The organism is Pseudomonas sp. JQ170C, from assembly GCF_035581345.1.
In the GTDB taxonomy this organism is placed as follows: Bacteria; Pseudomonadota; Gammaproteobacteria; order Pseudomonadales; family Pseudomonadaceae; genus Aquipseudomonas.
The window spans coordinates 4,162,077-4,184,510 of record NZ_CP141608.1 but is presented as its reverse complement, the minus strand read 5'-3'; the positions used below and the strand labels follow the sequence as shown (position 1 = coordinate 4,184,510).

Annotated in this window: 20 protein-coding genes; 11 read left to right on the top strand and 9 right to left on the bottom strand. The window is 61.9% G+C overall.

What is annotated here, in order from left to right; translation table 11 throughout:
• Nucleotides 1–6: 6 nt before the first annotated feature.
• Nucleotides 7–3,456 carry a transcription-repair coupling factor gene (mfd, locus tag U9R80_RS18985; RefSeq protein ID WP_301841633.1) on the bottom strand — a complete coding sequence of 1,150 codons (3,450 nt, stop codon included), beginning with the start codon at nt 3,454–3,456 and terminating at the stop codon, nt 7–9.
• A gap of 169 nt (nt 3,457–3,625) precedes the next feature.
• Between mfd and U9R80_RS18980 the strand changes: the two genes are divergently transcribed.
• The 3 genes from U9R80_RS18980 to sthA all read left to right on the top strand — a co-directional run bounded on the left by U9R80_RS18980 (nt 3,626) and on the right by sthA (nt 7,781).
• The gene (locus tag U9R80_RS18980) at nt 3,626–5,089 is read left to right on the top strand and encodes a glyceraldehyde-3-phosphate dehydrogenase (RefSeq protein ID WP_301841632.1); all 1,464 of its coding nucleotides are present in this window, start codon (nt 3,626–3,628) and stop codon (nt 5,087–5,089) included.
• Nucleotides 5,090–5,161: 72 nt separating this feature from the next.
• Complete coding sequence (locus tag U9R80_RS18975) at nt 5,162–6,163, top strand: FAD:protein FMN transferase (protein ID WP_301841631.1); 1,002 nt, start codon at nt 5,162–5,164, stop codon at nt 6,161–6,163.
• Between the two features lie 223 nt (nt 6,164–6,386).
• On the top strand, nt 6,387–7,781 hold the full coding sequence (gene sthA / locus U9R80_RS18970) for a Si-specific NAD(P)(+) transhydrogenase (protein ID WP_301841629.1): 1,395 nt from the start codon (nt 6,387–6,389) through the stop codon (nt 7,779–7,781).
• 42 nt (nt 7,782–7,823) lie between these two features.
• On the opposite strand, the gene U9R80_RS18965 is transcribed toward sthA, so the two are convergent.
• Nucleotides 7,824–8,546 (bottom strand): glycerophosphodiester phosphodiesterase, encoded by a 723-nt coding sequence (locus tag U9R80_RS18965; protein WP_301841628.1) that lies wholly within the window; start codon nt 8,544–8,546, stop codon nt 7,824–7,826.
• Between the two features lie 27 nt (nt 8,547–8,573).
• On the bottom strand, nt 8,574–9,161 hold the full coding sequence (locus U9R80_RS18960; RefSeq protein WP_301841627.1) for a PilZ domain-containing protein: 588 nt from the start codon (nt 9,159–9,161) through the stop codon (nt 8,574–8,576).
• A 94-nt stretch (nt 9,162–9,255) separates the two neighbouring features.
• Between U9R80_RS18960 and U9R80_RS18955 the strand changes: the two genes are divergently transcribed.
• The 3 genes from U9R80_RS18955 (at nt 9,256) to U9R80_RS18945 (ending at nt 12,514) form a co-directional block, all read left to right on the top strand.
• A complete protein-coding gene (locus tag U9R80_RS18955) occupies nt 9,256–10,506 on the top strand; it encodes a lipoprotein-releasing ABC transporter permease subunit (protein WP_301841626.1) in 1,251 nt (416 codons plus the stop codon).
• 7 nt (nt 10,507–10,513) lie between these two features.
• On the top strand, nt 10,514–11,197 hold the full coding sequence (gene lolD, locus U9R80_RS18950) for a lipoprotein-releasing ABC transporter ATP-binding protein LolD (RefSeq protein WP_177431073.1): 684 nt from the start codon (nt 10,514–10,516) through the stop codon (nt 11,195–11,197).
• Between the two features lie 72 nt (nt 11,198–11,269).
• Nucleotides 11,270–12,514, top strand: coding sequence for a lipoprotein-releasing ABC transporter permease subunit (locus U9R80_RS18945; RefSeq protein ID WP_301841625.1), 1,245 nt, complete (start codon nt 11,270–11,272; stop codon nt 12,512–12,514).
• A gap of 73 nt (nt 12,515–12,587) precedes the next feature.
• Here the strand turns inward: U9R80_RS18945 and U9R80_RS18940 are convergent, their stop codons facing one another.
• Nucleotides 12,588–13,946, bottom strand: coding sequence for a heavy metal sensor histidine kinase (locus U9R80_RS18940; protein WP_301841753.1), 1,359 nt, complete (start codon nt 13,944–13,946; stop codon nt 12,588–12,590).
• Complete coding sequence (locus U9R80_RS18935) at nt 13,943–14,623, bottom strand: heavy metal response regulator transcription factor (protein ID WP_301841624.1); 681 nt, start codon at nt 14,621–14,623, stop codon at nt 13,943–13,945. The genes U9R80_RS18940 and U9R80_RS18935 overlap by 4 nt, the downstream gene beginning before the upstream one ends.
• A gap of 156 nt (nt 14,624–14,779) precedes the next feature.
• Here U9R80_RS18935 and U9R80_RS18930 point away from each other — a divergent pair, with 156 nt between their 5' ends.
• Nucleotides 14,780–15,274 carry a cupredoxin domain-containing protein gene (locus tag U9R80_RS18930; RefSeq protein ID WP_301841623.1) on the top strand — a complete coding sequence of 165 codons (495 nt, stop codon included), beginning with the start codon at nt 14,780–14,782 and terminating at the stop codon, nt 15,272–15,274.
• A gap of 69 nt (nt 15,275–15,343) precedes the next feature.
• Nucleotides 15,344–16,174 (top strand): NADPH-dependent 7-cyano-7-deazaguanine reductase QueF, encoded by an 831-nt coding sequence (queF, locus tag U9R80_RS18925; protein WP_301841622.1) that lies wholly within the window; start codon nt 15,344–15,346, stop codon nt 16,172–16,174.
• A 46-nt stretch (nt 16,175–16,220) separates the two neighbouring features.
• Here queF and U9R80_RS18920 read toward each other — a convergent pair whose 3' ends face one another.
• Both U9R80_RS18920 and U9R80_RS18915 read right to left on the bottom strand, forming a co-directional pair.
• A complete protein-coding gene (locus U9R80_RS18920; RefSeq protein WP_301841621.1) occupies nt 16,221–16,484 on the bottom strand; it encodes a DUF4404 family protein in 264 nt (87 codons plus the stop codon).
• 124 nt (nt 16,485–16,608) lie between these two features.
• Complete coding sequence (locus tag U9R80_RS18915; protein ID WP_301841619.1) at nt 16,609–17,178, bottom strand: phosphonoacetaldehyde phosphonohydrolase-related protein; 570 nt, start codon at nt 17,176–17,178, stop codon at nt 16,609–16,611.
• Nucleotides 17,179–17,373: 195 nt separating this feature from the next.
• Here U9R80_RS18915 and U9R80_RS18910 point away from each other — a divergent pair, with 195 nt between their 5' ends.
• Entirely contained in the window at nt 17,374–18,081 is a 708-nt protein-coding gene (locus U9R80_RS18910) for an MlaA family lipoprotein (protein ID WP_301841618.1), read from the top strand.
• Between the two features lie 55 nt (nt 18,082–18,136).
• Here the strand turns inward: U9R80_RS18910 and U9R80_RS18905 are convergent, their stop codons facing one another.
• On the bottom strand, nt 18,137–18,436 hold the full coding sequence (locus U9R80_RS18905) for a PilZ domain-containing protein (protein WP_301841617.1): 300 nt from the start codon (nt 18,434–18,436) through the stop codon (nt 18,137–18,139).
• A 270-nt stretch (nt 18,437–18,706) separates the two neighbouring features.
• On the opposite strand from U9R80_RS18905, the gene rssB reads away from it, so the two are divergent.
• Nucleotides 18,707–19,891: a two-component system response regulator RssB gene (rssB, locus tag U9R80_RS18900; protein WP_301841616.1), complete on the top strand. Its 1,185-nt coding sequence runs from the start codon at nt 18,707–18,709 to the stop codon at nt 19,889–19,891.
• Nucleotides 19,888–20,370, top strand: a complete 483-nt coding sequence (gene rssC, locus U9R80_RS18895; protein WP_013971741.1) for an anti-sigma factor antagonist RssC — start codon at nt 19,888–19,890, stop codon at nt 20,368–20,370. The genes rssB and rssC overlap by 4 nt, the downstream gene beginning before the upstream one ends.
• 39 nt (nt 20,371–20,409) lie before the next feature.
• Here rssC and U9R80_RS18890 read toward each other — a convergent pair whose 3' ends face one another.
• Complete coding sequence (locus U9R80_RS18890; RefSeq protein WP_301841615.1) at nt 20,410–22,314, bottom strand: alkaline phosphatase D family protein; 1,905 nt, start codon at nt 22,312–22,314, stop codon at nt 20,410–20,412.
• Nucleotides 22,315–22,434 lie beyond the last annotated feature (120 nt).

The window sequence follows — 22,434 nt, the reverse complement described above, 5'->3', positions numbered from 1 at the left end:
CTTCCTTCACGCAGATTGTGGGGTCAGGCGCTCGAACAGCGCCTCGAGGTTGTTGAAGCGTTCTTCCGGGCGCTCCATCGGCACCATGAACTTGAACTGGGTGGCGCCTTCGAACTTGTAGCGTTTGGGCTGGCCCTGGATCAACTTGATCAGCACCAGTGGGTCGACCGGGGTCTGGGCCTCGAACTCGATCTTGCCGCCGTTGGGGCCGGCATCGACCTTCTTGATGCCGAGCTTTTCGGCCTGCAGCTTGAGCAGGGTCAGGCGCACCAGGTTCTTGGTCGGCTCCGGCAGCAGGCCGAAGCGGTCGATCATTTCCACCTGCAGGTCCTTGAGGCCGTCTTCGTCCACCGCCGAGGCGATGCGCTTGTACAGGATCAGTCGCGCATGTACATCCGGCAGGTAGTCTTCGGGAATCAATGCCGGCAGGCGCAGGTTGATTTCCGGGCCGCCGCCCAGGGGCTGGTCGAGGTTGGGCTGGGTACCCTTGCGAATGGCCTTGACCGCGCGCTCGAGCATTTCCATGTACAGGGTAAAGCCGACCGCCTGGATCTGGCCGCTCTGGCCTTCGCCGAGCAGCTCACCGGCGCCGCGGATCTCCAGGTCGTTGGTGGCCAGCACAAACCCGGCGCCCAGGTCCTGGGTGTTGGCGATGGCTTCCAGGCGCTTTTCGGCGTCTGGGGTGATCTGCTGGCGTGGCGGGGTGAGCAGGTAGGCGTAAGCCTGGTGGTGGCTGCGCCCGACCCGGCCGCGCAACTGGTGCAACTGGGCCAGGCCGAACTTGTCGGCCCGCTCGATGATGATGGTGTTGGCGCTGGGTACGTCGATGCCGGTCTCGATGATGGTCGAGGCGATCAGCACGTTGAAGCGCTTGTGGTAGAAGTCGCTCATCACCTGTTCGAGTTCGCGTTCGCGCATCTGCCCGTGGCCGATACCGATACGGGCTTCGGGCACCAGCTCGGCGAGGTCGGCGGCGCATTTTTCGATGCTCTTCACATCGTTGTGCAGGTAGTAGACCTGGCCACCGCGCAGCAGCTCACGCAGCAGCGCTTCCTTGACCGTGCTCTTGTTCTGCTCCATGACGAAGGTGCGCACCGACAGGCGTCGCGCTGGCGGGGTGGCAATGATCGACAAGTCGCGCATGCCGGCGACGGCCATGTTCAAGGTGCGCGGAATCGGCGTCGCGGTGAGGGTGAGAATGTCGACCTCGCTGCGCAAGGCCTTGAGCTGTTCTTTCTGGCGCACACCGAAGCGGTGTTCCTCGTCGATGATCACCAGGCCAAGGTCCTTGATCTTGACGTCGTCCTGCAACAGCTTGTGGGTACCAATGACGATGTCGATCTTGCCTTCGGCGAGGTCGGCGACGGCGGTGGCGACTTCCTTGGGCGACTTGAAGCGACTCATCACTTCGACGGTCACCGGCCAGTCGGCGAAGCGGTCGCGAAAGCTGTTGTAGTGCTGCTGGGCGAGCAGGGTGGTGGGTACCAGGATGGCCACCTGGCGACCGCCGTGCACGGCGATGAAGGCGGCGCGCATGGCGACTTCGGTCTTGCCGAAGCCGACGTCGCCACAGACCAGGCGGTCCATGGGCTTGGCGGCCAGCATGTCGTCGCGAACCGCTTCGATGGCGCTTTGTTGATCGGGTGTTTCTTCAAACGGGAAGCCGGCGCTGAAGGTGGCGTAGTCGGCCGAAGGGTCGGCGAAGGCATAGCCTTTGCGCGCCGCGCGGCGGGCATAGATGTCGAGCAGCTCGGCGGCGACGTCGCGCACTTGCTCGGCAGCCTTGCGCTTGGCCTTCTGCCAGGCCTCGGAGCCCAGGCGGTGCAACGGTGCCAGGGCGTCATCGCTGCCGGTGTAGCGGGCGATCAGGTGCAGGTTGGCCACCGGCACGTAGAGCTTGGCGCCCTCGGCATATGCGAGGGTGAGAAACTCGGCGGCCTGGTTGTCGATCTCCAGGGTCGCCAGGCCCAGGTAGCGGCCCACGCCGTGGTCGATATGCACCACCGGCGCGCCTTCGCGCAGCTCGGTGAGGTTCTTGATGACCGCATCGTTGTTGCCGTCGCTGCGTTTTTCCCGGCGCCGGCGTTGCATCACTCGCTGGCCGAACAGCGGGCTCTCGGCGACCAGGGCAATGGCGGGGTCGTCAAGCAACAGGCCTTCGTCCAGCGGCGCGATGGTGATCGCCAGGCGCGCTTTGCCGGCAACGAAGGCGCTCCAGCTGTCGACCGTCTGCGGGCGCAGCTTGAGGCGTTCGAGCAACTCCAGCAGCACCTCGCGGCGACCCGCCGATTCGGCGGTAAACAACACGCGCCCAGGGAACTGGTCGAGGAAGCCCGAGAGTGCTGCCAGAGGCTGGTTGGCCTTGGCTTCGATGGCCAGGTTCGGCAATGCCTGGGCGGGGAAGCGTTCGCGGCCCGGGCCGCTGTCCAAGTCATCCTGGCTGACCACTACCCGCGGCCAGTTTTTCAGCCGGGCGAAGCAGTCTTCCACCGGCAGGAACAGTTCGGCTGGCGGCAGCAACGGCCGTGCCGGGTCGATGCGGCGCTCTTCATAGCGATTGCGCACATCGCTCCAGAAGTGCTCGGCAGCCTGTTCCACGCCCGGCAGCGAGAACACCTGGGTGTCCTGGGGCAGGTAGTCGAACAGGGTTGACGTTTCTTCAAAGAACAGTGGCAGGTAATACTCGATACCCGCCGGGGTGATGCCGCTGGAGAGGTCCTGGAAGATCGGGCTGCGGCGGAAGTCGACGTCGAAGCGCTCGCGAAAGCGCGCCTTGAACTGGGTCACGGCGTCCTTTTGCAGCGGGAACTCGCGGGCCGGCAGCAGGCGTACGGAGTCGACCTTGTCGATCGAGCGCTGGGTCTCCGGGTCGAAGGTGCGCAGGGTTTCGATCTCGTCGTCGAACAGGTCGATCCGGTAGGGCAGTTTGCTGCCCATGGGGAAGAGGTCGATCAGCGCGCCGCGGACGGCGAACTCGCCATGCTCGTAGACCGTGTCGACGCAGCGGTAGCCGCTGGCTTCCAGGCGCAGGCGCATCTGCTCGACATCGAGCTTCTGGCCGATGTCCAGCACCAGGCTGCTGCCGAGCAGGAAACGCGTCGGCGCCAGGCGGTGCAGGGCCGTGGTGATCGGCACCACGAGTATGCCGTGATCAAGCTCCGGCAGCCGGTACAGGCTGGAGATGCGCTGGGAGATGATGTCCTGGTGCGGCGAGAACAGGTCGTAGGGCAGGGTTTCCCAATCGGGGAAGGGCAGCACGGGCAGTTCGGGCGCGAAAAAACGCAGCTCCTGCTCGAGTCGGTCAGCGCTCTGGCTGTCGGCGGTCAGTAGCAGGGTGAAGCGCTTGGCGGCGCTGGCTGCCTCGGCGATGGCCAGGCTCAGGGCGGCGCCCGGCAGGTTGCCCCAGGTTTGTTTGCCGGCAGTGGCCGGCAGGTGCGGTAGACGCAGAACAGGCACGGGAGGTCGAGCTCCAAGCGTTGCGACAAAGACGCCAATTGTACCGGGCGCAGGCCCGTGCTGTCAGGTTTGCGCAGGCTAAATCCATGTAGTGGAGCATCAGCGACAGGCGCTCATTGCTCGATGGGCCGCGGGGCGTCATAATGTAGCCCCTTTTTTCTGTCCCTACATGTGGAAGGTTCCCGTGACTCAGAAGCCCGACCAGTGTCTTGGTGAGTGGATTGATCGTGAAGCACTTGCAGAAGCGATGATCCCGCTTATCGGTCAGCTCTACCGCAATAACAATGTGGTGAGCTCGATCTATGGCCGCAGCCTGATCAACCGTTCGGTGATCTCGATCCTCAAAGCGCACCGCTTTGCCCGTCATCGCCAAACAGACGAAACCGAACTCTCTGTCCACGAGACATTCCCGCTGCTCAAGGCGATGAGCGAGCTGAAACTGGGCGCCGCTTCGGTCGACCTGGGCAAGCTGGCCAACAAGTTCAAGCTCGAAGGCAACGGTCGTAGCGCCGAGCAGTTCGTTCGCGAAGAAATGGCTGACGTGGTTGGTCAGCAGAACGCTTCGGCTCGCAAAGGCACCGACGTTGTACTGTACGGCTTCGGTCGTATCGGCCGTCTGCTGGCGCGCATCCTGATCGAAAAAACCGGTGGTGGCGACGGCCTGCGTCTGCGTGCCATCGTCGTGCGCAAAGGCGCCGAGAACGATCTGGTCAAGCGTGCAAGCCTGCTGCGTCGTGACTCGGTTCACGGCCCGTTCGATGGCACTATCACCATCGACGAAGAAAACAACACCATCACCGCCAACGGCAACCTGATCCAGGTTATCTACGCCAAGAGCCCGTCCGAAGTCGACTACACCCAGTACGGCATCGAGAACGCGCTGATTGTCGATAACACCGGTGTATGGCGTGACGCCGACGGCCTGGGCCAGCACCTGGCCTGCCCGGGCGCTGCCCGCGTTATCCTCACCGCACCTGGCAAGGGCGCGCTGAAGAACATCGTGCACGGTATCAACCATGCTGACATCACCGCTGACGACAAGATCGTCTCGGCGGCCTCCTGCACCACCAACGCCATCGTGCCGGTGCTCAAGGCTGTCAACGACAAGTACGGCATCATCAATGGCCACGTCGAAACCGTTCACTCGTTCACCAACGACCAGAACCTGATCGACAACTTCCACAAGGGCAGCCGTCGTGGCCGCGCCGCGCCGCTGAACATGGTTATCACCGAAACCGGTGCTGCCACCGCAGCCGCCAAGGCACTGCCAGTGCTCAAGGGCAAGCTGACCGGTAACGCGATCCGCGTTCCAACGCCGAACGTGTCGATGGCCATCCTGAACCTGAACCTGGAAAAGGCCACCAACCGCGAAGAAATCAACGAGTACCTGCGCCAGATGGCCATGCACTCGGATCTGCACAAGCAGATTGATTACGTCAGCTCCCAGGAAGTGGTTTCCACCGACTTCGTCGGTTCGCGCCACGCGGGCGTGGTCGATGCCGAAGCCACCATCTGCAACGATAACCGTGTTGTCCTGTACGTCTGGTACGACAACGAATTCGGTTACAGCTGCCAGGTTGTGCGCGTAATGGAAGACATGGCCGGTGTAAACCCGCCTGCCTTCCCACGCTAAGCTTCACTGCGTGATCAAAAAACGGGAATCTTCGGGTTCCCGTTTTTTTTCGCCCATGATCCAGGAGGACGAATGCGCAGAGGGTTACTGATCGGCGTGGCGCTGGTCCTTGCGGCCTGCTCGCCAACGGCGTCGCTGGAGCGCGTCAGCGGACCGACCATGGGTAGCAGCTTTACCGTGCAGTACGTGCGCACGGTCGATGGGCCAACACCGCAGCAGGTCCAGCGTGAAGTGGAGCAGGTGCTCGACGGGGTGGACCAGCGGTTTTCCACCTACCGTAGCGATTCGATGATCGAGCTGTTCAACCGCCTGCCCGCCAATAGCTGTCAGTGGATGCCAGCTGATGTGCTGGAGCTGGTTGCGATTGGCGAACAGCTGTCGCAGCAAAGCAAGGGTGCGTTCGACCTGACGGTGGAGCCGCTGCTTGACCTGTGGGGCTTCGGGCCGCAGTCGAGAGAAGAGAAAGTCCCCACTGCCCAGGCATTGGCCGAGGTTCGTCAGCGTGTCGGGCATGGGCATTTGCGCATAGTGGGCGAGCAGCTGTGCAAGGATGAAGCGGTGGAGGTGGACTTCAACAGCATCGCCGCCGGGCATGCCGTCGATGTCCTGGTGGCGCGGCTAAAAGGGCTCGGCATCGCGAATTTACTGGTCGAAGTCACCGGTGAGCTCAAGGCGCTGGGGCGAAAACCTGATGGCAGTGCCTGGAAGATTGCCTTGGAGATTCCGCGCGACGATCGCCAGATTGCTCGCCAGGTGGTGTCGGTGGATGGTTTTGGCGTGTCCACCTCCGGTGACTATCGCAATTATTTCGAGGAGAATGGCCAGCGCTATTCACATACCTTCGATGCACGGCTGGGCAAGCCGGTCAGGCATGACCTGGCGGCGGTGACCGTGTTCGACCGCTCGACACTCATGGCCGATGGTTACTCGACGCTGTTGTTGATTCTCGGGCCGGAGCAGGGATGGGATTTTGCCCTGAAGCATCAGCTTGCCGCCGTGTTCGTGACCCGCGTTGCCGATGGCTTTGTGTCCCGAGCCACCCCGGCGTTCGAGCAGGCGATAGTAAAAGATTGAAAAGCATCGCACGGCAAGCCCGTCCACCCCGGTAGGAGCGGGCTTGCCCCGCGATGAATTGCATGTAGTGCAGAGAAAAATAGCCTACGACGCGACCAAGGGTTAATGTGCGCGGCGTTCAAGCTTGATTAGACTGCACCCGAATTTTTTCATGGCGCCGCTGGCGACATGATCTAGCCCCGCTCGCCAATGTGGCGACCGGGCCTGTTCTGAAGGAGTACGCATGGCTGTCTACAACTACGACGTAGTGGTGCTGGGTTCCGGCCCCGCAGGAGAAGGGGCGGCAATGAATGCTGCCAAAGCAGGACGCAAGGTGGCGATGGTCGATAGCCGTCGCCAGGTCGGCGGTAACTGCACCCACCTGGGCACCATCCCGTCCAAGGCCCTGCGTCACTCGGTCCGCCAGATCATGCAGTTCAACACCAACCCGATGTTCCGGGCCATTGGTGAGCCGCGCTGGTTCTCGTTCCCCGACGTGCTCAAGAGCGCCGAAAAAGTCATTTCCAAGCAGGTTGCCTCGCGCACCGGCTACTACGCCCGCAACCGTGTCGACGTGTTCTTCGGTACTGGCAGCTTCGCCGACGAGCAGACCATCGAAGTCGTCTGCGCCAATGGCGTGGTGGAAAAGCTGGTGGCCAAGCACATCATCATCGCCACCGGTTCGCGCCCGTATCGCCCGGCCGACATCGACTTCCACCACCCGCGTATCTACGATAGCGACACCATCCTCAGCCTCGGTCACACCCCGCGCAAACTGATCGTCTACGGCGCCGGTGTCATCGGCTGCGAATACGCTTCGATCTTCAGTGGTCTGGGCGTGCTGGTGGAGCTGGTCGACAACCGCAGTCAACTGCTGAGCTTCCTCGACTCGGAAATCTCCCAGGCGTTGAGCTACCACTTCAGCAACAACAACATCACGGTTCGCCACAACGAAGAGTACGAGCGCGTCGAAGGCCTGGACAACGGTGTGATCCTGCACCTGAAATCCGGCAAGAAGATCAAGGCCGACGCCTTGCTCTGGTGCAACGGCCGTACGGGCAACACCGACCGGCTGGGCCTGGAAAACATCGGCATCAAGGTCAACAGCCGTGGCCAGATCGAGGTCGACGAGAACTACCGTACCCACGTGCCGAACATCTACGGCGCGGGTGACGTGATCGGCTGGCCAAGCCTGGCCAGTGCCGCCCACGACCAGGGTCGCTCGGCCGCTGGCAGCATCGTCGACAACGGTAGCTGGCGCTTCGTCAATGATGTGCCGACCGGTATCTACACCATTCCGGAGATCAGCTCGATCGGCAAGAACGAGCAGGAGCTGACTCAGGCGAAGGTGCCTTACGAAGTGGGCAAGGCCTTCTTCAAGGGCATGGCACGGGCGCAGATTGCCGGTGAGCCGCAAGGCATGCTGAAGATCCTGTTCCACCGCGAAACCCTGGAAATCCTCGGCGTGCATTGCTTTGGCTACCAGGCTTCGGAGATTGTCCACATCGGTCAGGCGATCATGGATCAGCCGGGTGAGCGCAATACCCTGAAGTACTTCGTCAACACCACCTTCAACTACCCGACCATGGCCGAAGCCTATCGGGTAGCGGCCTACGACGGCCTCAACCGGCTTTTTTGAGCGGCTCCGGCCGGTGGCCTGAGCCGGCCGGGGAGACCGATTTCAGCGATTCTCGAGAGTGGCGCTGGCCAAACCGGGAAAGTCTGTAATCAGGCTGTCTACGCCGAAGTCGGCGAGCCTGCGCATCAGCGCCGGCTCGTTGACGGTCCACACCGACACGTGCAATCCCTGGCGCTGTGCTTTCATCAGGCGTTCCGGGGTGCACAGTGTCCAGTTCAATGCCAGCAGATTGCAGCCATAGTTCTGGGCGACCTTCAGTGGGTCGAGCCAGGCGTACTCGGCCACCAGCCCCCGCGAGATATCCGGCGTCAGCTCGAGTGCTGCGCCCAGCACTTCCCGTGAGCTGGAGGTGATGGTGATCTTGTCGAGCAGGCCAAACTGCTGGGCCAATTCACGAATGGCCAGCACGGTGGTAGCGGCGCGAGTGCGCGAGGCGACCTTGACTTCAAGCTGCCAGTGCTCGAAGTCGCACTTCTCGAACAATTGTTCCAGGCGCGGAATGGGGCAGGGGGATACCCAGCCCGGGCCACCCTTGCGTGCATCGTAGGTTACAAGGTCTGCAGCGTTGTGCTCGACCACCTTGCCGCGTCGGCCGGTGGTGCGCTTGAGGCTGGGATCATGGATGACCATCAGCTCGTTGTCGGCCGACAGGTGCAGGTCCAGTTCGCAGCGACGCACGCCGTGCCCAAGGCACTGCTGGAAGCTGGTCAGGGTGTTTTCGGGGGCTTCGCCCTTGGCGCCGCGGTGGCCATAAATCTGGGTCACGTTTGTTCCTTCAAGAAAGAGTGAAACTCAGGAAGCGCTCGGGTTGGATTGTTCCAGCGCCTGGCGACGTTGTTGCGCTTGCCGTTGCAGGATGTAGCGGGCCAGCAACTGGCGTTGGGCGTCGGTCATGTCGATGAATTCGCTGCCCACCTCGTAATGGCCGTCGGCCCGTTGGTCACAATGGATGATCCTGGCACGCAGCAGCAGACCCAGGGCCTGGGGCATCAGCACCATCTTCACGGCAATCCGGCTGCCAGCGGCAATGGGCTGGGCCTGGGTGAACTCGATACCACCTTCGGACAATACGACAGCTTGCGGTGCGTTGAGCTGGCCGAGCAGGGTTTGGGCAACCACGGCGCTGAGCAGGTCGATGCGTTTGTTCTGGGCCTTGAGGAACGCCGCCAGGACGCGATCCTTGTCGCTGAGCTGGCGCAGCAGGTGCTGGGATTCAAACTCGCTCAGGTGCAGTTCACTGAGCAGGTTGAACAGCGGGGAATCATCTTGCAACAAGTCTGTGTCAAGGGCTTCAGCGCCACTCAGGGGGCTAATTTCCAGTGCGATCCGGTCCTCGATACGGTAGTATTCGCGGCGATCTTCTTCATCTAGTGTCGACATGGCGAACCCATGGTAGCGGCGGTGGTCTGAGTGTAAAGCTGCTATTCAAGCCCCGCCACAAGGACGTTCCTCTTTCACCCGAACAAGCCCCGACATGTTCAGACCTCTCTTCGTATTCATTGGTACGCGCTACACCCGTGCCAAGCGTCGCAACCACTTCGTCTCGTTCATTTCCCTGACCTCGATGATCGGCCTCGCCCTGGGCGTGGTGGTGATGATCGTGGTGTTGTCGGTCATGAATGGCTTCGATCATGAAATGCGCACCCGGGTGTTGGGCATGGTGCCCCATGCCACCCTGGAAACCGGCCAGCCGCTCAACAACTGGCCCGCCCTTGCCGATAAAGTAAAGCAGAACCCCCGGGTAGTAGCCGTCGCGCCTTTTACCCAGATGCAAGGCTTGCTCACCCATGAGGGCAAGGTGCAGAAGGTACTGCTCAATGGCATTGATCCTGCCCAGGAGCGGCAGGTATCGATCATCGACAATTTCGTCCGCGAGGGTAAGCTCGATGACCTGGCCCCGGGCGACTTCGGCATCATGATCGGTGACAAGGCGGCGGCCAAGCTGGGCGTCGGCATCGGCGACAAGCTGACCTTCGTCGCCCCCGAGGTGACCGTGACCCCGGCCGGCATGTTCCCGCGCATGAAGCGTTTTACCGTGGTGGGCATCTTCCATGTGGGCGCCGGTGAAATCGACGGCTACCTGGGGTTGACCAACCTTTCGGACCTGTCGCGCCTGCACCGCTGGAAGGCGGACCAGGTCCAGGGCCTGCGCCTGAAGTTCGACGACCTGTTCCAGGCCCCGCGCGTTGCCTGGGATATCGCCCAGAACCTGGGTGAGCAAGAGTTCTATGCCCGTGACTGGACCCGCACCCACGGCAACCTGTACCAGGCGATCCGCATGGAAAAGGCCATGATCGGCCTGCTGTTGCTGCTGATCGTTGCCGTGGCGGCGTTCAACATCATTTCCACCCTGGTCATGGTGGTCAACGACAAGAAGGGCGACATCGCCATCCTGCGTACCCTGGGCTCGACCCCCGGGCAGATCATGGCCATCTTCATGGTCCAGGGCACGGTGATCGGTGTGGTCGGCACCTTGATCGGCGCGCTGGTCGGCATCTTTGCCGCGCTCAATGTCAGCGCTGCGATTGCCGGTATCGAGACCCTGATCGGCCACAAGTTTCTCAATGCCGACGTCTATTTCATCGACTACCTGCCGTCCCAGGTCATGGCCGAGGATGTGTGGATGGTGTGCGGTGCGGCATTGGTCCTGAGTTTCCTCGCCACCTTGTATCCGGCCTGGCGTGCGGCACGCACCCAGCCTGCGGAGGCGCTACGTTATGAGTGAGTTGGGCATGAGTGATAAAGCAGTGCTGAGTTGCCGCAACCTGGGCAAGTCCTACGAGGAAGGCCCGGAGTCGGTACAGGTGTTGTCCGGTTTGCAGCTGGAGCTGCATCCCGGCGAGCGGGTTGCCATCGTAGGCAGTTCGGGCTCGGGCAAAAGTACCTTGCTCAACCTGCTCGGCGGCCTCGATACGCCAACCCAGGGCAGTGTCTGGCTGGCCGGTGAAGAACTGTCGGCGCTTAACGAGCGTGCCCGTGGCCTGTTGCGCAACCGCGCGCTGGGCTTCGTCTACCAGTTCCATCACCTGTTGCCGGAATTCACGGCGCTCGAGAACGTGTGCATGCCACTGCTGATCGGGCGTACCGCCATTCCTGAAGCCCGCGAGCGCGCTGAAGCGCTGCTCAAGCGTGTGGGCCTGGGGCATCGCCTGACGCACAAGCCGGCCGAGTTGTCTGGCGGCGAGCGTCAGCGCGTGGCCATCGCCCGCGCCCTGGTCAATCGCCCAGGCCTGGTGATGCTCGATGAGCCCACCGGCAACCTCGACCATCACACCGCCCAGGGCATCCAGGACCTGATGCAGGAACTGAGCAGCGCCTCGCAAACGGCCTTCCTGGTCGTGACCCACGACCTCAATCTGGCGCGCCAGATGGACCGTGTGCTGCGCCTCGAAGACGGGCACCTGGTGCCGATCTGATCTGGGCGTGTTGAGTGCCCGCCGCAGTCGGCGGGCACCTTGTTTCTTTTCTTTACCTGGGTGCTTCCGTTCATGTTCAGACCCTTGTCTATCTTCATCGGCGCGCGCTACACCCGCGCCAAGCGCCGCAACCATTTCATCTCGTTCATCTCCATGACCTCGATGATCGGCCTGTCCCTGGGTGTGCTGGCGATGATCGTGGTGTTGTCGGTGATGAACGGCTTCCAGCGTGAAATGAGCTCGCGCATCCTGGGCATGGTCCCTCATGCCAGCATTCTCGGTGTTCAACCGCTGGGCGACTGGCGGCCAGCAGCCGAGGCGGCACTGAAGAACCCGCAAGTGATCGCTGCAGCACCGCTGACCGAAATGGAAGGCATGCTCTCTTACAAAGGGGCCATGCAGCCCATTCAGGTCAGCGGTATCGACCCGGCCGAAGAGGGCAAGGTCTCGATCGTCGGCCAGCACATCGTGCAGGGTCGCCTGCAGAACCTGGAGCCGGGGGAATACGGGGTGGTGATCGGCGAGATCACCGCCCGGCGCTTTCGCCTGAACGTCGGCGACAAGCTGACCCTGATCGTGCCGGAAGTGAGCAGCGCACCCGGCGGCATTACCCCACGCATGCAGCGCCTGAATGTGGTGGGCGTGTTCAAGGTGGGGGCCGAACTGGATGGCTCCATGGCCTACATCCACATGGCCGATGCCGCGCAGATGCAGCGCTGGCAACCGGGCCAGGTGCAGGGCGTGCGGATCAAGCTCAAGGATCTGTACAGCGCGCCGCAGGTGTCCAAGGCCATTGCCGCCGAACTGGGTGACCAGTACCGCGCCGATGACTGGTCGCACACCCAGGGCAGCCTGTTCAGTGCCATGAAAATGGAAAAGACCATGATCGGCCTGTTGTTGCTGATGATCATCGCCGTGGCTGCGTTCAACATCATTGCCACGCTGATCATGGTGGTGAACGACAAGGGGGCGGACATCGCGATCCTGCGCACCATCGGCGCGACACCGGCGCAGATCATGGGCACCTTCATGGTCCAGGGGACCTTGATCGGTATCGTCGGTACCTTGATCGGTGGCGTGCTCGGGGTGATCGCCGCGCTCAATGTCAGCCAGATCGTCGGCTGGCTGGAGCGTGTCAGCGGCCAGCACATCTTCACCTCCGATGTGTACTTCATCAGTAGTTTGCCGTCGGAGCTGCAGTGGGGCGACGTCGCGCTGATCTGCAGTGCGGGCCTGGTCATGAGCTTCCTGGCGACGCTGTATCCGGCCTGGCGCGCATCGCAGGTAGAGCCGGCGTACGCTTTGCGTTACGACTGAAGCTTTGCGGTTGATCGCGGGGCAAGCCCGCTCCTACCGGTTCAGGTAGGAGTGGGCTTGCCCCGCGATGCATTTAGCCTGTCGGCAACTCAATCACAAACCGTGTCCATCCCTCACCAGACTCTCCCCGGATCGTCCCGCCATGGGCCTGCACGATCGAACGGGTAATCGCCAGTCCCAACCCCGCATGTTCGCTACTGCCTTCACGCCGCGCCGGATCGGCCCGGTAGAAGCGATCAAACAAGCGCGGCAGCAATGCGGGGTCAATGGGCTTGCCCGTGTTGGCGACCTGCAGGCGCACCTGCCTTCCTTCCACCTCGATACCCACGCGGATCTCGCCGGCGGCCGGGGTAAAGCGCAACGCATTGTCCAGCAGGTTCGACAGGGCCCGGCGCAGCATGTGCCGGTCGCCTTCCAGCCTGGCGTTGCCGTTGCGCGCCAGTGTGACGCCAGCATCTTCGGCCAGGGGTGCGTAGTACTCGATCAGCGCGTCAGCTTCTTCAGCCAGGTCCAGCTGCTGGCGGCTGGGCATCAGCAAGCCATGGTCGGCCTTGGCCAGGTAGAGCATGTCGTTGACCAGTTGTGCCATCCACTGCAGCTCCTCAAGGTTGCTGTGCAGGGCTTCACGGTACTCATCCAGGTCGCGGGGGCGGGTAAGGGTGACCTGGGTGTGGGTGAGCAGGTTCGACAGTGGGGTGCGCAGTTCATGGGCAATGTCGGCGGAGAACGCCGACAGGCGCTGGAAGGCGTCGTCCAGGCGTTCGAGCATGGCATTGACGGTTTGCGCCAGTTCCTCCAGTTCGAGCGGCATTTGCCCCTCGGGCAATCGGGTGGTCAGCGAACGTGCCGACACCTTGGAGGCCACTTCGCCCATTTGCCGCAGCGGACGCAGGCCACTGCGTGCCGCCCAGGCACCGAGCAATGCCGTGGCCAGGGCCGAGAGGCCGACAGTCAGCCAGATCAGCTGCTGCATGCGCTGGAGAAAGTGCTGGTGGTGGGTGATGTCGAGAAACAGGGTCAGTTGGGCGGATGTCGGATCGCTGCTGTCGAGATTCACGCACAAACTGCGGTAGTCGCTGCTGGTGCTGTGCAGGGTGCTCAGGCCCGGTACCTGGGGTGACTCCGGCAGGCCTGCCTGGCTGTCGAACAAGAGCTGGCCATCCTTGCCGCGGATACGCACGGCCAGGTCCGCCTGATGGCTAAGCTCCGATTGCAGGTCGCTCAGGCGCGGGGCAAGGCTGGCTGCATCGTGGACACCCTCGAGCATCTGGCGCAGCACCGACAGCCGGCTGTTGAGCAGTTGCTGGTCCAGCTCGATGAAATGGATTTCGCTGGCGCGACTGAACAGCACACCAGCGGTGAGTGACACCGCTGCGGTACACGCGGCGAACAGCAGTGCCAGGCGACTGCCCAGGGACAATCGACGCATCAGGCCGCCCGCTCTTCGAGTACGTAGCCCATGCCACGCACGGTGTGGATCAGCTTGTGTTCGTGGCTGTCGTCTATTTTCAGGCGCAGGCGGCGGATGGCCACTTCGATGACGTTGGTGTCGCTGTCAAAATTCATGTCCCAGACCTGCGAGGCGATCAATGATTTTGGCAACACTTCGCCCTGGCGGCGCAGCAGCAGCTCGAGCAAAGCGAACTCCTTGGCGGTCAGGTCGATGCGTTGACCGGCACGCTCCACCCGGCGGCGAATCAGGTCCAGGCGCAGGTCGCCCAGGCCCAGGCTGGTTTCCTGGGTAGGGTTGCTGCCGCGGCGCAGCAGGCTGCGTACCCGTGCCAACAGCTCGGAGAAGGCAAAGGGTTTGACCAGGTAATCGTCAGCGCCCAGCTCCAGGCCGTGTACGCGGTCTTCCACGGCATCGCGAGCGGTGAGAAACAGCACCGGAATCTCAAGGCCGGCGGCGCGCACGGCCTGCAGGATCTGCCAGCCATCGCGGCCGGGCAGCATCACATCGAGGATCAGCAGGTCGTAGTCGCCCGTCAGGGCCAGGTGCTGGCCGGTATTGCCGTCGGCGGCATGTTCGGTGGCAAAGCCTGCTTCGCTGAGGCCCTGGCACAGGTACTGGCCGGTTTTGGTCTGGTCTTCGACGATCAGCAGTTTCATCGCGTGGCTCTTGGACGTGGGTTGCCGGGTGGTTATACCGCGCCGGGCGTTGCGGGTGGCCAAGCTGACAAAGTTGTAATCTTTTTGTCAGGTAGCTGCCAGCGCCGGTTTTCTACAGTGAAGCCTGATTTGCCGCAACCCTGGAGTGGGCCTGACATGAAACACCTTTTATTTGCTGGCGCCCTGGCGCTGTTCAGCCTGCCAACCCTGGCGTCACCGGCACATTCCTACGCCTTTGGCGCGCCTGCATCCGCTGCCAAGGCCGACCGCACCGTGGAAATCGTCATGGGTGATATGTACTACGAGCCGCGCAGTCTGCAGGTCAAGGCCGGTGAAACCGTGCGCTTCGTGCTGATCAACAAGGGCGCGGTAGTACATGAGTTCAGCCTCGGCGATGCCGTCATGCATGCCAGGCACCAGAAAAAAATGATCGCCATGCAGGGCCAGATGGACCATGCCGCCATGGGGCACGGCGCCATGCCGCACGGCGGCAGCATGAAGCATGACGATCCCAATACCGTGATGGTCGAGCCCGGCAAGCGTGGCGAGCTGACCTGGACTTTCAGCGAATCCACCCCCATCGAGTTTGCCTGCAACGTGCCGGGCCACTACCAGGCTGGCATGGTCGGCAAGCTGACCATCGGCCAATAACAGCCCGATACCCAATGCATGGCACAAACCCGATAAACTAGGCGCATTTTCGTCCTTCAGGTTTGAGCCATGCATCCCGCCGCCGAACATTCCCCGCTGGGTAAATCCAGCGAATACATCGCCACTTACACACCATCGCTGCTGTTCCCGATCCCTCGCGCCGCGAAATGGGCCGAGCTGGGCGTCACTGCCCAGACCCTGCCCTGGCAGGGCGTGGATTTCTGGAACTGCTTCGAGCTGTCCTGGCTGCTGCCTTCGGGCAAGCCGGTGGTGGCTATTGGTGAGTTCGCCATTCCTGCCGATTCGCCGAACATCATCGAATCCAAGTCGTTCAAGCTGTACCTGAACTCGCTGAATCAGACCGTGTTCGAGTCGTACGGTGCGCTGCAGGCCTGCCTTGAAAAGGACCTGTCCGCTGCCGCCGGCAAACCGGTGAGCGTGCAGATTCGCAGCCTGGCCGAGGTCGAAGGGCAGGGCGTGGTTGCCTTGCCGGGTGTGTGCATCGACGACCTGGATGTAAGCATCAGCAACTACGAACAGCCTCAACCCGAACTGCTGCGCTGCGACAACAGCCGCATTGTCGAAGAAACCCTGCATAGTCACCTGCTCAAATCCAACTGCCCGGTCACCGGCCAGCCGGACTGGGGTAGCGTTACCGTGCATTACCGCGGCGCGGCGCTGGATCATGCCAGCCTGCTGACCTACCTGATCAGCTTCCGCCAGCATGCGGATTTCCACGAGCAGTGTGTCGAGCGGATCTACCTGGATCTCAAGCGCTTGCTCAACCCCGAGTTCCTGACGGTCTACGCCCGTTATGTGCGACGTGGCGGGTTGGACATCAACCCATACCGCAGCACCGAAGTGGTGACGCTGCCGAACCTGCGCCTGGTTCGCCAGTAACGAAAAAGCCCCGTTCAAGAACGGGGCTTTTTATTTGCAGCCGGGTTCAGATGCCCATGCTTTGCAGGCTCTGAACAATGTTGCGCAAGGTGGCGGTCAGGCCGGGGTGATCGACTTCAAAGCGCTCCACGGCCAGGTTGACGCCGTCGACCAGGTTGTTGTCCGGTGTAACGGCCTCCAGTTCGATCTTGGCCTCGATCTGCTGCATCAACTCATGCAGGTGGACGCGCTCTTCTTCCGAGAGCGGCGGGTTTTGCTCCAGTTGCTCGCGCAGGGCGTTGAGTTGCTCTAGCAGTTCGCGGGCAGGCATGGGTGATCTCCCTTTGTGATTAGGCACAGTCATGGACCCCGCCTGTGGGCGAAAGGTCCCTGTCGTGTCTATTAGAGTAATCCACTGCCCGTCGCTTTGCATGACCCGGATCAAGGGCCCTGCGTCAGGGTTTTTCGCCTTTGAGCCGGCGCTGGGTGATATCGGTCAGGCAGTCGCTGAGCGATTCGAGGTGATCGATCACCGAATGCACGCCCAGCGCGAACAATTGCAGGGTGGCCTTGCCACGCTTGCGTTCCTGCTCCTGGGGGCTGAGCGCTTGCCACTGTTGGCTGTCGACGCCACACAGCGAGCTGCAAGTGGCAAGGCCGATGGTCCACAGGCCGGCGTTGAGCCCCGATTGCAGCAGGCGCGGCTCGCCGCTGACCAGCACGCAGCCATCCAGTGTGCGGGTCTTGAGGGTCATCAGTGCCTGCCAGCAGGCGTCTGGCGCCGGCCATGGCGCTGGGGCGCGGTGTTGGGCTTTGATCCAGTCAGGCAATGGCCTGGCCATGTGCTCGGCGTCGGCGCCGCTTAACTCGTCCAGCCAGGCGCAAGGCACCTGCTGCTGATTCAGCCAGTCGAGGGTTTGCAGGGCGCCGGGGGTGGGGTGCGGGAAGTTCGATGGCTTGTCCACGTCGACGAGACAGCCGCGCAGGCCGAACAGTAGAGCGGTAAAGGCGGGGGAGTCTGGCATGGAAACATCCCTGAAATAACCTGCAGGCTACGCTGGGGTTGTTACGCTCTGGTTACGTTGCCAAGAAACAGATGTTCACATTTTCATGACCTCATTTGTGTCAGGCTGGTTATCACGGAAAGACCCTTTATACTTGTTTCCTTTTAAACGCCAGGCGCTTGGCGTCTGGTGCTGTGACTGTCAAGGAGTAACTCTATGCGTAGGATCGGTACAGATGTGATCGATCGGATGGCGCGGGCCTGTGTCTGTGCAAGCCTGCTGCTGGCGTCGGCCGGCGCGGCCCAGGCGGCCACCGAGGAAGATCCTTGGGAGAGCATCAACCGCCCGATCTTCAGGTTCAACGACACGGTCGACACCTATGCGCTCAAGCCGCTGGCCAAGGGTTACCAGGCAGTTACCCCGCAGTTCCTTGAGGACGGCATCCACAACATGTTCCGCAACCTGGGGGACGTGACCAACCTTGCCAACAACGTCCTGCAGCTCAAACCGCACGCCGCCGGCGTCGACACGGCACGCCTGATCGTCAACACCACCTTCGGCCTGGCCGGCTTCTTCGATGTCGGCACCAAGATGGGCCTGCAGCGCAACGATGAAGACTTCGGCCAGACCCTGGGCTACTGGGGCGTGGGCAGCGGCCCTTACGTGATGCTGCCATTGCTCGGCCCAAGCACCGTGCGTGATGCCATTGCGAAGTACCCGGATACCTACACCGAACCCTACCGCTACATCGACCACGTGCCGACCCGCAATACGGCATTCGCCGTGGATGTGGTCGACACGCGCGCCAGCCTGCTGTCGGCAGAAAAGATGATCAGCGGCGACAAATACGTGTTCATTCGCAACGCTTATCTGCAAAACCGCGAGTTCAAAGTCAAAGACGGCGAAGTCGTCGACGACTTTTAAGTAGTGCGATGTTGAAAAAGGCGACCCCTGGGTCGCCTTTTTTTGTGCTGCGGATTCAGATCAGTTTGATGATGCGCAGGCCGAGTTTTTGTTGGCCCTGGGGCTGGTCGGCGATCCACACCACTTCGGTGCTGGCCTGCAGGCCCTGGAGCGCAGGGTGCTCGGAGTCGATATGCACCTCGAGGTTGTCGCCCACCTTGAACTGACGAGGCGACTGGATCTGCATGCCGCTGCTGGAGAGGTCCAGGCAGGTGGCGGCCACGACCTGGTCCGCATGGATGAGGCTGACACCCGCATCTACCCGCATTCGTATGAAGTCGCGTTTCTCGCTGTAGTCCGTAGGCGTTGAGGTCATACCTGCATCCTTCCATTGCGTTGCGGTTCAAAGGGTTTTTATAACTCCCGGCTCTTTAGCCTGTAAAGAGCAGCGGCGGGCATCGGCGTACCCTTGAAACGCCCGGCGGATGGGAGTACCGTCTGCGCCTTACAGGGCACCTCTGCTAGTTGCCGGACAGCCTGTCTTGTCCTACAACTCATAGAAGAGTGGCTAGAAGCGAATCCAGTATGCGTGCTCAAGCCTTGTCGAGCCGCCTACGCCAACCTAATTCTGGCGCCGTTTGCCCACATGCAGAAAACCAGTGCAACGCTGCTGATAATCGATGACGACGACGTCGTACGTGCGAGTCTCGCCGCCTACCTTGAAGACAGTGGTTTCAGTGTCCTGCAAGCGAGTAATGGCCAGCAGGGCCTCCAGGTCTTTGAACAGCACCAGCCCGATCTTGTGATCTGCGATCTGCGCATGCCGCAAATGGGCGGTCTGGAGCTGATTCGCCAGGTGACCGAGCGTGCCCCCGAGTTGCCGGTGATTGTGGTCTCTGGTGCAGGGGTCATGAACGACGCGGTCGAAGCGCTGCGCCTGGGCGCTGCCGATTACCTGATCAAGCCCCTGGAAGACCTTGCGGTACTGGAGCATTCGGTGCGCCGGGCGCTGGATCGGGCCCACCTGGTGCTGGAAAACCAGCGTTACCGGGAAAAGCTCGAGACCGCCAACCGCGAACTGGAAGCCAGCTTGCATTTGCTGCAAGAGGACCAGACGGCCGGGCGCCAGGTGCAGATGAACATGCTGCCGGAAAGCCCCTGGGTCGCCGACGAGCTGTCGTTCGAGCACCAGATTATTCCTTCGCTGTACCTGTCGGGTGACTTTGCCGACTATTTCCGAGTCGATGAGCGACGCATTGCCTTCTACCTGGCAGACGTTTCCGGGCACGGTGCGTCGTCGGCATTCGTGACGGTGCTGCTCAAGTTCATGACTACCCGGCTGTTGTTCGAGTTCAAGCGCAGCGCGGCCCTGCGTGACTTCAAGCCGTCTGAAGTGCTCGGGCACATCAACCGCGGCCTGATCAACTGCAAGCTGGGCAAGCACGTGACGATGGTCGGTGGTGTAATCGACGAAGATACTGGCATCATGACCTACAGCATTGGCGGTCACTTGCCGTTGCCAGTGCTCTATACCCCGGGCCAGAGCCGGTATCTGGAAGGCCGCGGTTTGCCGGTCGGGTTGTTTGAAGAGGCGACCTATCAGGATCACGTCCTGGAGTTGCCACCGCAGTTCAGCCTGACACTGCTCTCTGATGGCATTCTGGACCTTTTGCCTGGGGATACACTCAAAGATAAAGAAGCGGCCCTGCCTGAAATCATCAAGGCCGCAGGGGGCAGCCTGGATGGGCTGCGCCAACGATTCGGATTGGCTACGCTTGGGGAGATGCCGGATGATATCGCCCTATTGGTGTTGAGCAGGAACCTTCAATGAGTACGGGTAGAATCCAGTTCGCCGAGCAGAGCGGCACCTTTGTGCTGAAATTTGTCGGTGAAGTGCGCCTGACCTTGTGTTCGGCGCTGGATGCGACGATCGAAAAGATCTTCACGGCGCTGAACTTCTCGGCGATCGTCATCGATCTGACGGAAACCGAAAGCATCGACAGCACCACCCTGGGTTTGCTGGCCAAACTCTCGATCCTGTCGCGGCAGAAGGTCGGGTTGCTGCCGACCGTGGTGACCACCAACCCGGACATCTCCCGGTTGTTGCAGTCGATGGGCTTCGACCAGGTGTTCAACATCGTCGATCGTCCCATCCCGTGCCCCGAGTGCCTGACGGACCTGCCTTCCCAGGACCAGAACGAAGATGTGGTGCGCTCCAAGGTGCTTGAAGCCCACAAGATCCTCATGGGCCTGAACGATTCCAACCGCGAAGCCTTCCATGATCTGGTCAACGCTCTCGAGCGTACCTGACCTGCACAACAGGCGCCTTACGGCGCCTGCCTTCCCTGACTAGTCCGATGCCCTTGGCGGGAATTCCGTTTTTGCTGCGCCATTGGCGTTGAGCTGGAAAATCCGCTGCGGCTGCCCATGTTCATTGAAAAACACCTGGCCCAGGCCTGCGCTGTTCCACAGTCGCTCGCCGGCTTTGCTGTGCGTGGGCGTACGTGGAATGACTTCCATCTGGCGACGCTTGGTCAGCCAGTTGAGCGGTGAGCGGGGTGAGTACAGCCAGCGGTTGAGGCGGTCGAATGTATCCAGCAGGCGCCGCGGAAACTCGTTCTTGATGCCGCTGCTGGTGATCTGCCACAAGTGCGGGCTGCGCTGGCGATGGCGGATCAGCACCTCATAGACAAATGAGTAATGCACATCGCCCGACAACACCACGTAATGCCCCGGTGTGCGTGAATGTCGGAAGATGTTGAGGATCACCTGGGCAGCGCCGCGGTGGGCCATCCAGTTCTCGGCATCGACCAGCAGGGGGTAGCCTAGCCAGCTGAACACCCGCTGCACCGTCTCGATCAGCTTGACGCCGAAGATGGGGGCGGGCGACACGATGATGGCCGAGGGGTGGTCGAGCAAGGCTTGCTGCAGCTCACTCAGGGCCTCCCAGTCGAGCAGGCCGGACGGCTTCTTGATGTTGCTTTCGCTACGCCAGCGGCGGGTGCGGGTGTCGAGCACTAGCAGTGGCGGACTGCTTGGCAGCACGAATTGCCAGCCCTGAAAGCGCAGCACGTCATCAATCAGGTCGTCTTGCGACGGGGCATCCAGGGCCTGGTCGGCCAAGGCACTGCGGCTCAATGCCTGGCATTTGAGTACCAGGTCGCGGCACGCGTCAGGGTCGTTGCCCCAGCCCTGGCACAGCAAATAGGCGAGCAGCGCGTTGCCGATGATGCGTTTGGAGAATGGATGGCCATAGGCGGTCTGCTCCCATTGCGCCGACAGGTTCCAGTCATCGGTGATGTCATGGTCGTCGAAAATCATCAGGCTCGGCAGGTGCGCCAGCACCCGGGCCACCCCGCCCAGGCCGCTGACGAAGCCCTGGATCAACTGCCGCTCCTGCTTGAAGCGCACCTGGCGCTGTTCGGTGAGCCCGGCCGGCATCTGCACATCGACCAGCGTCCACGGCACCGGCGACCACACCAGCAGGTACATGGCCATGACCTCGGCAAAGGTCACCAGGTGATTGTCGGCATTGCTGCTGGTGAAGATCGGCTTGCGTGCGCCACCGAAGAAGCGCTCGCGCAGGGTTTCGTTGCTTTCCAGTGCGGGCAGCAGGTCAGCGCGGTGGTAGTAGCTGGCGGCGTGGCGGTAGAGCGCCTGGCTGTCATCGACCACGGCGCCCTCCAATTGCTCGTCAAACAACCCCAGTCGCTCGATCAAGGCGTGGATGGCACGCAGCATGGGCCCAGCGACGTCATCGGCATACACCTGGTCGCCACTCATCATCAGCAGGGCGGGGCGCGCGGTGGGATCGGTGCACTCCATCAGCAGGCGGTCTGCACACAGCAAACCGTCGGCGGCGGGGTGGTGGGGCTTGCGGCAGGACCCGTGGAGCAGATGCTCAAGGCGTGAGCGGAGGACGAAGTTCGGCTGCCGGGCGCCGTCGTAGAGCAGGTGCGGGGCCCATTCGGCGATGCCCTGTGTGCCGGCAGCAGTCTGCAGGATCAAGTCATAGTCGATCTGCACATCGCAGGGCAACGGACTGTCGAGGTGAATGTCGATCAGGTGTACGAAGGCCTGGCGACCGATGGGCACGACCTGGCAGTCGATGTTGGGTGCAATGCCTGCAACGCTTAACTCCAGCACGGGCTGCAGGGGCTGCGAGGCGACCAGCCAGAACACCATCCGTTGTGATTCGAGGCGACGCAGCAGGGGGCCGGCCAGTACTGCGGGTAGTGCAGAAGATTCAGGCATCAGATCTCTGAAAGCAAAGTCGAAAGCAGCGCGGGTCAAGCCCGCTCCTACCGCTTGTAGGAGCGGGCTTGACCCGCGAAAAGGAAAGAATGCTCCGCATTCCTCGCCTCAGTGGCAAAC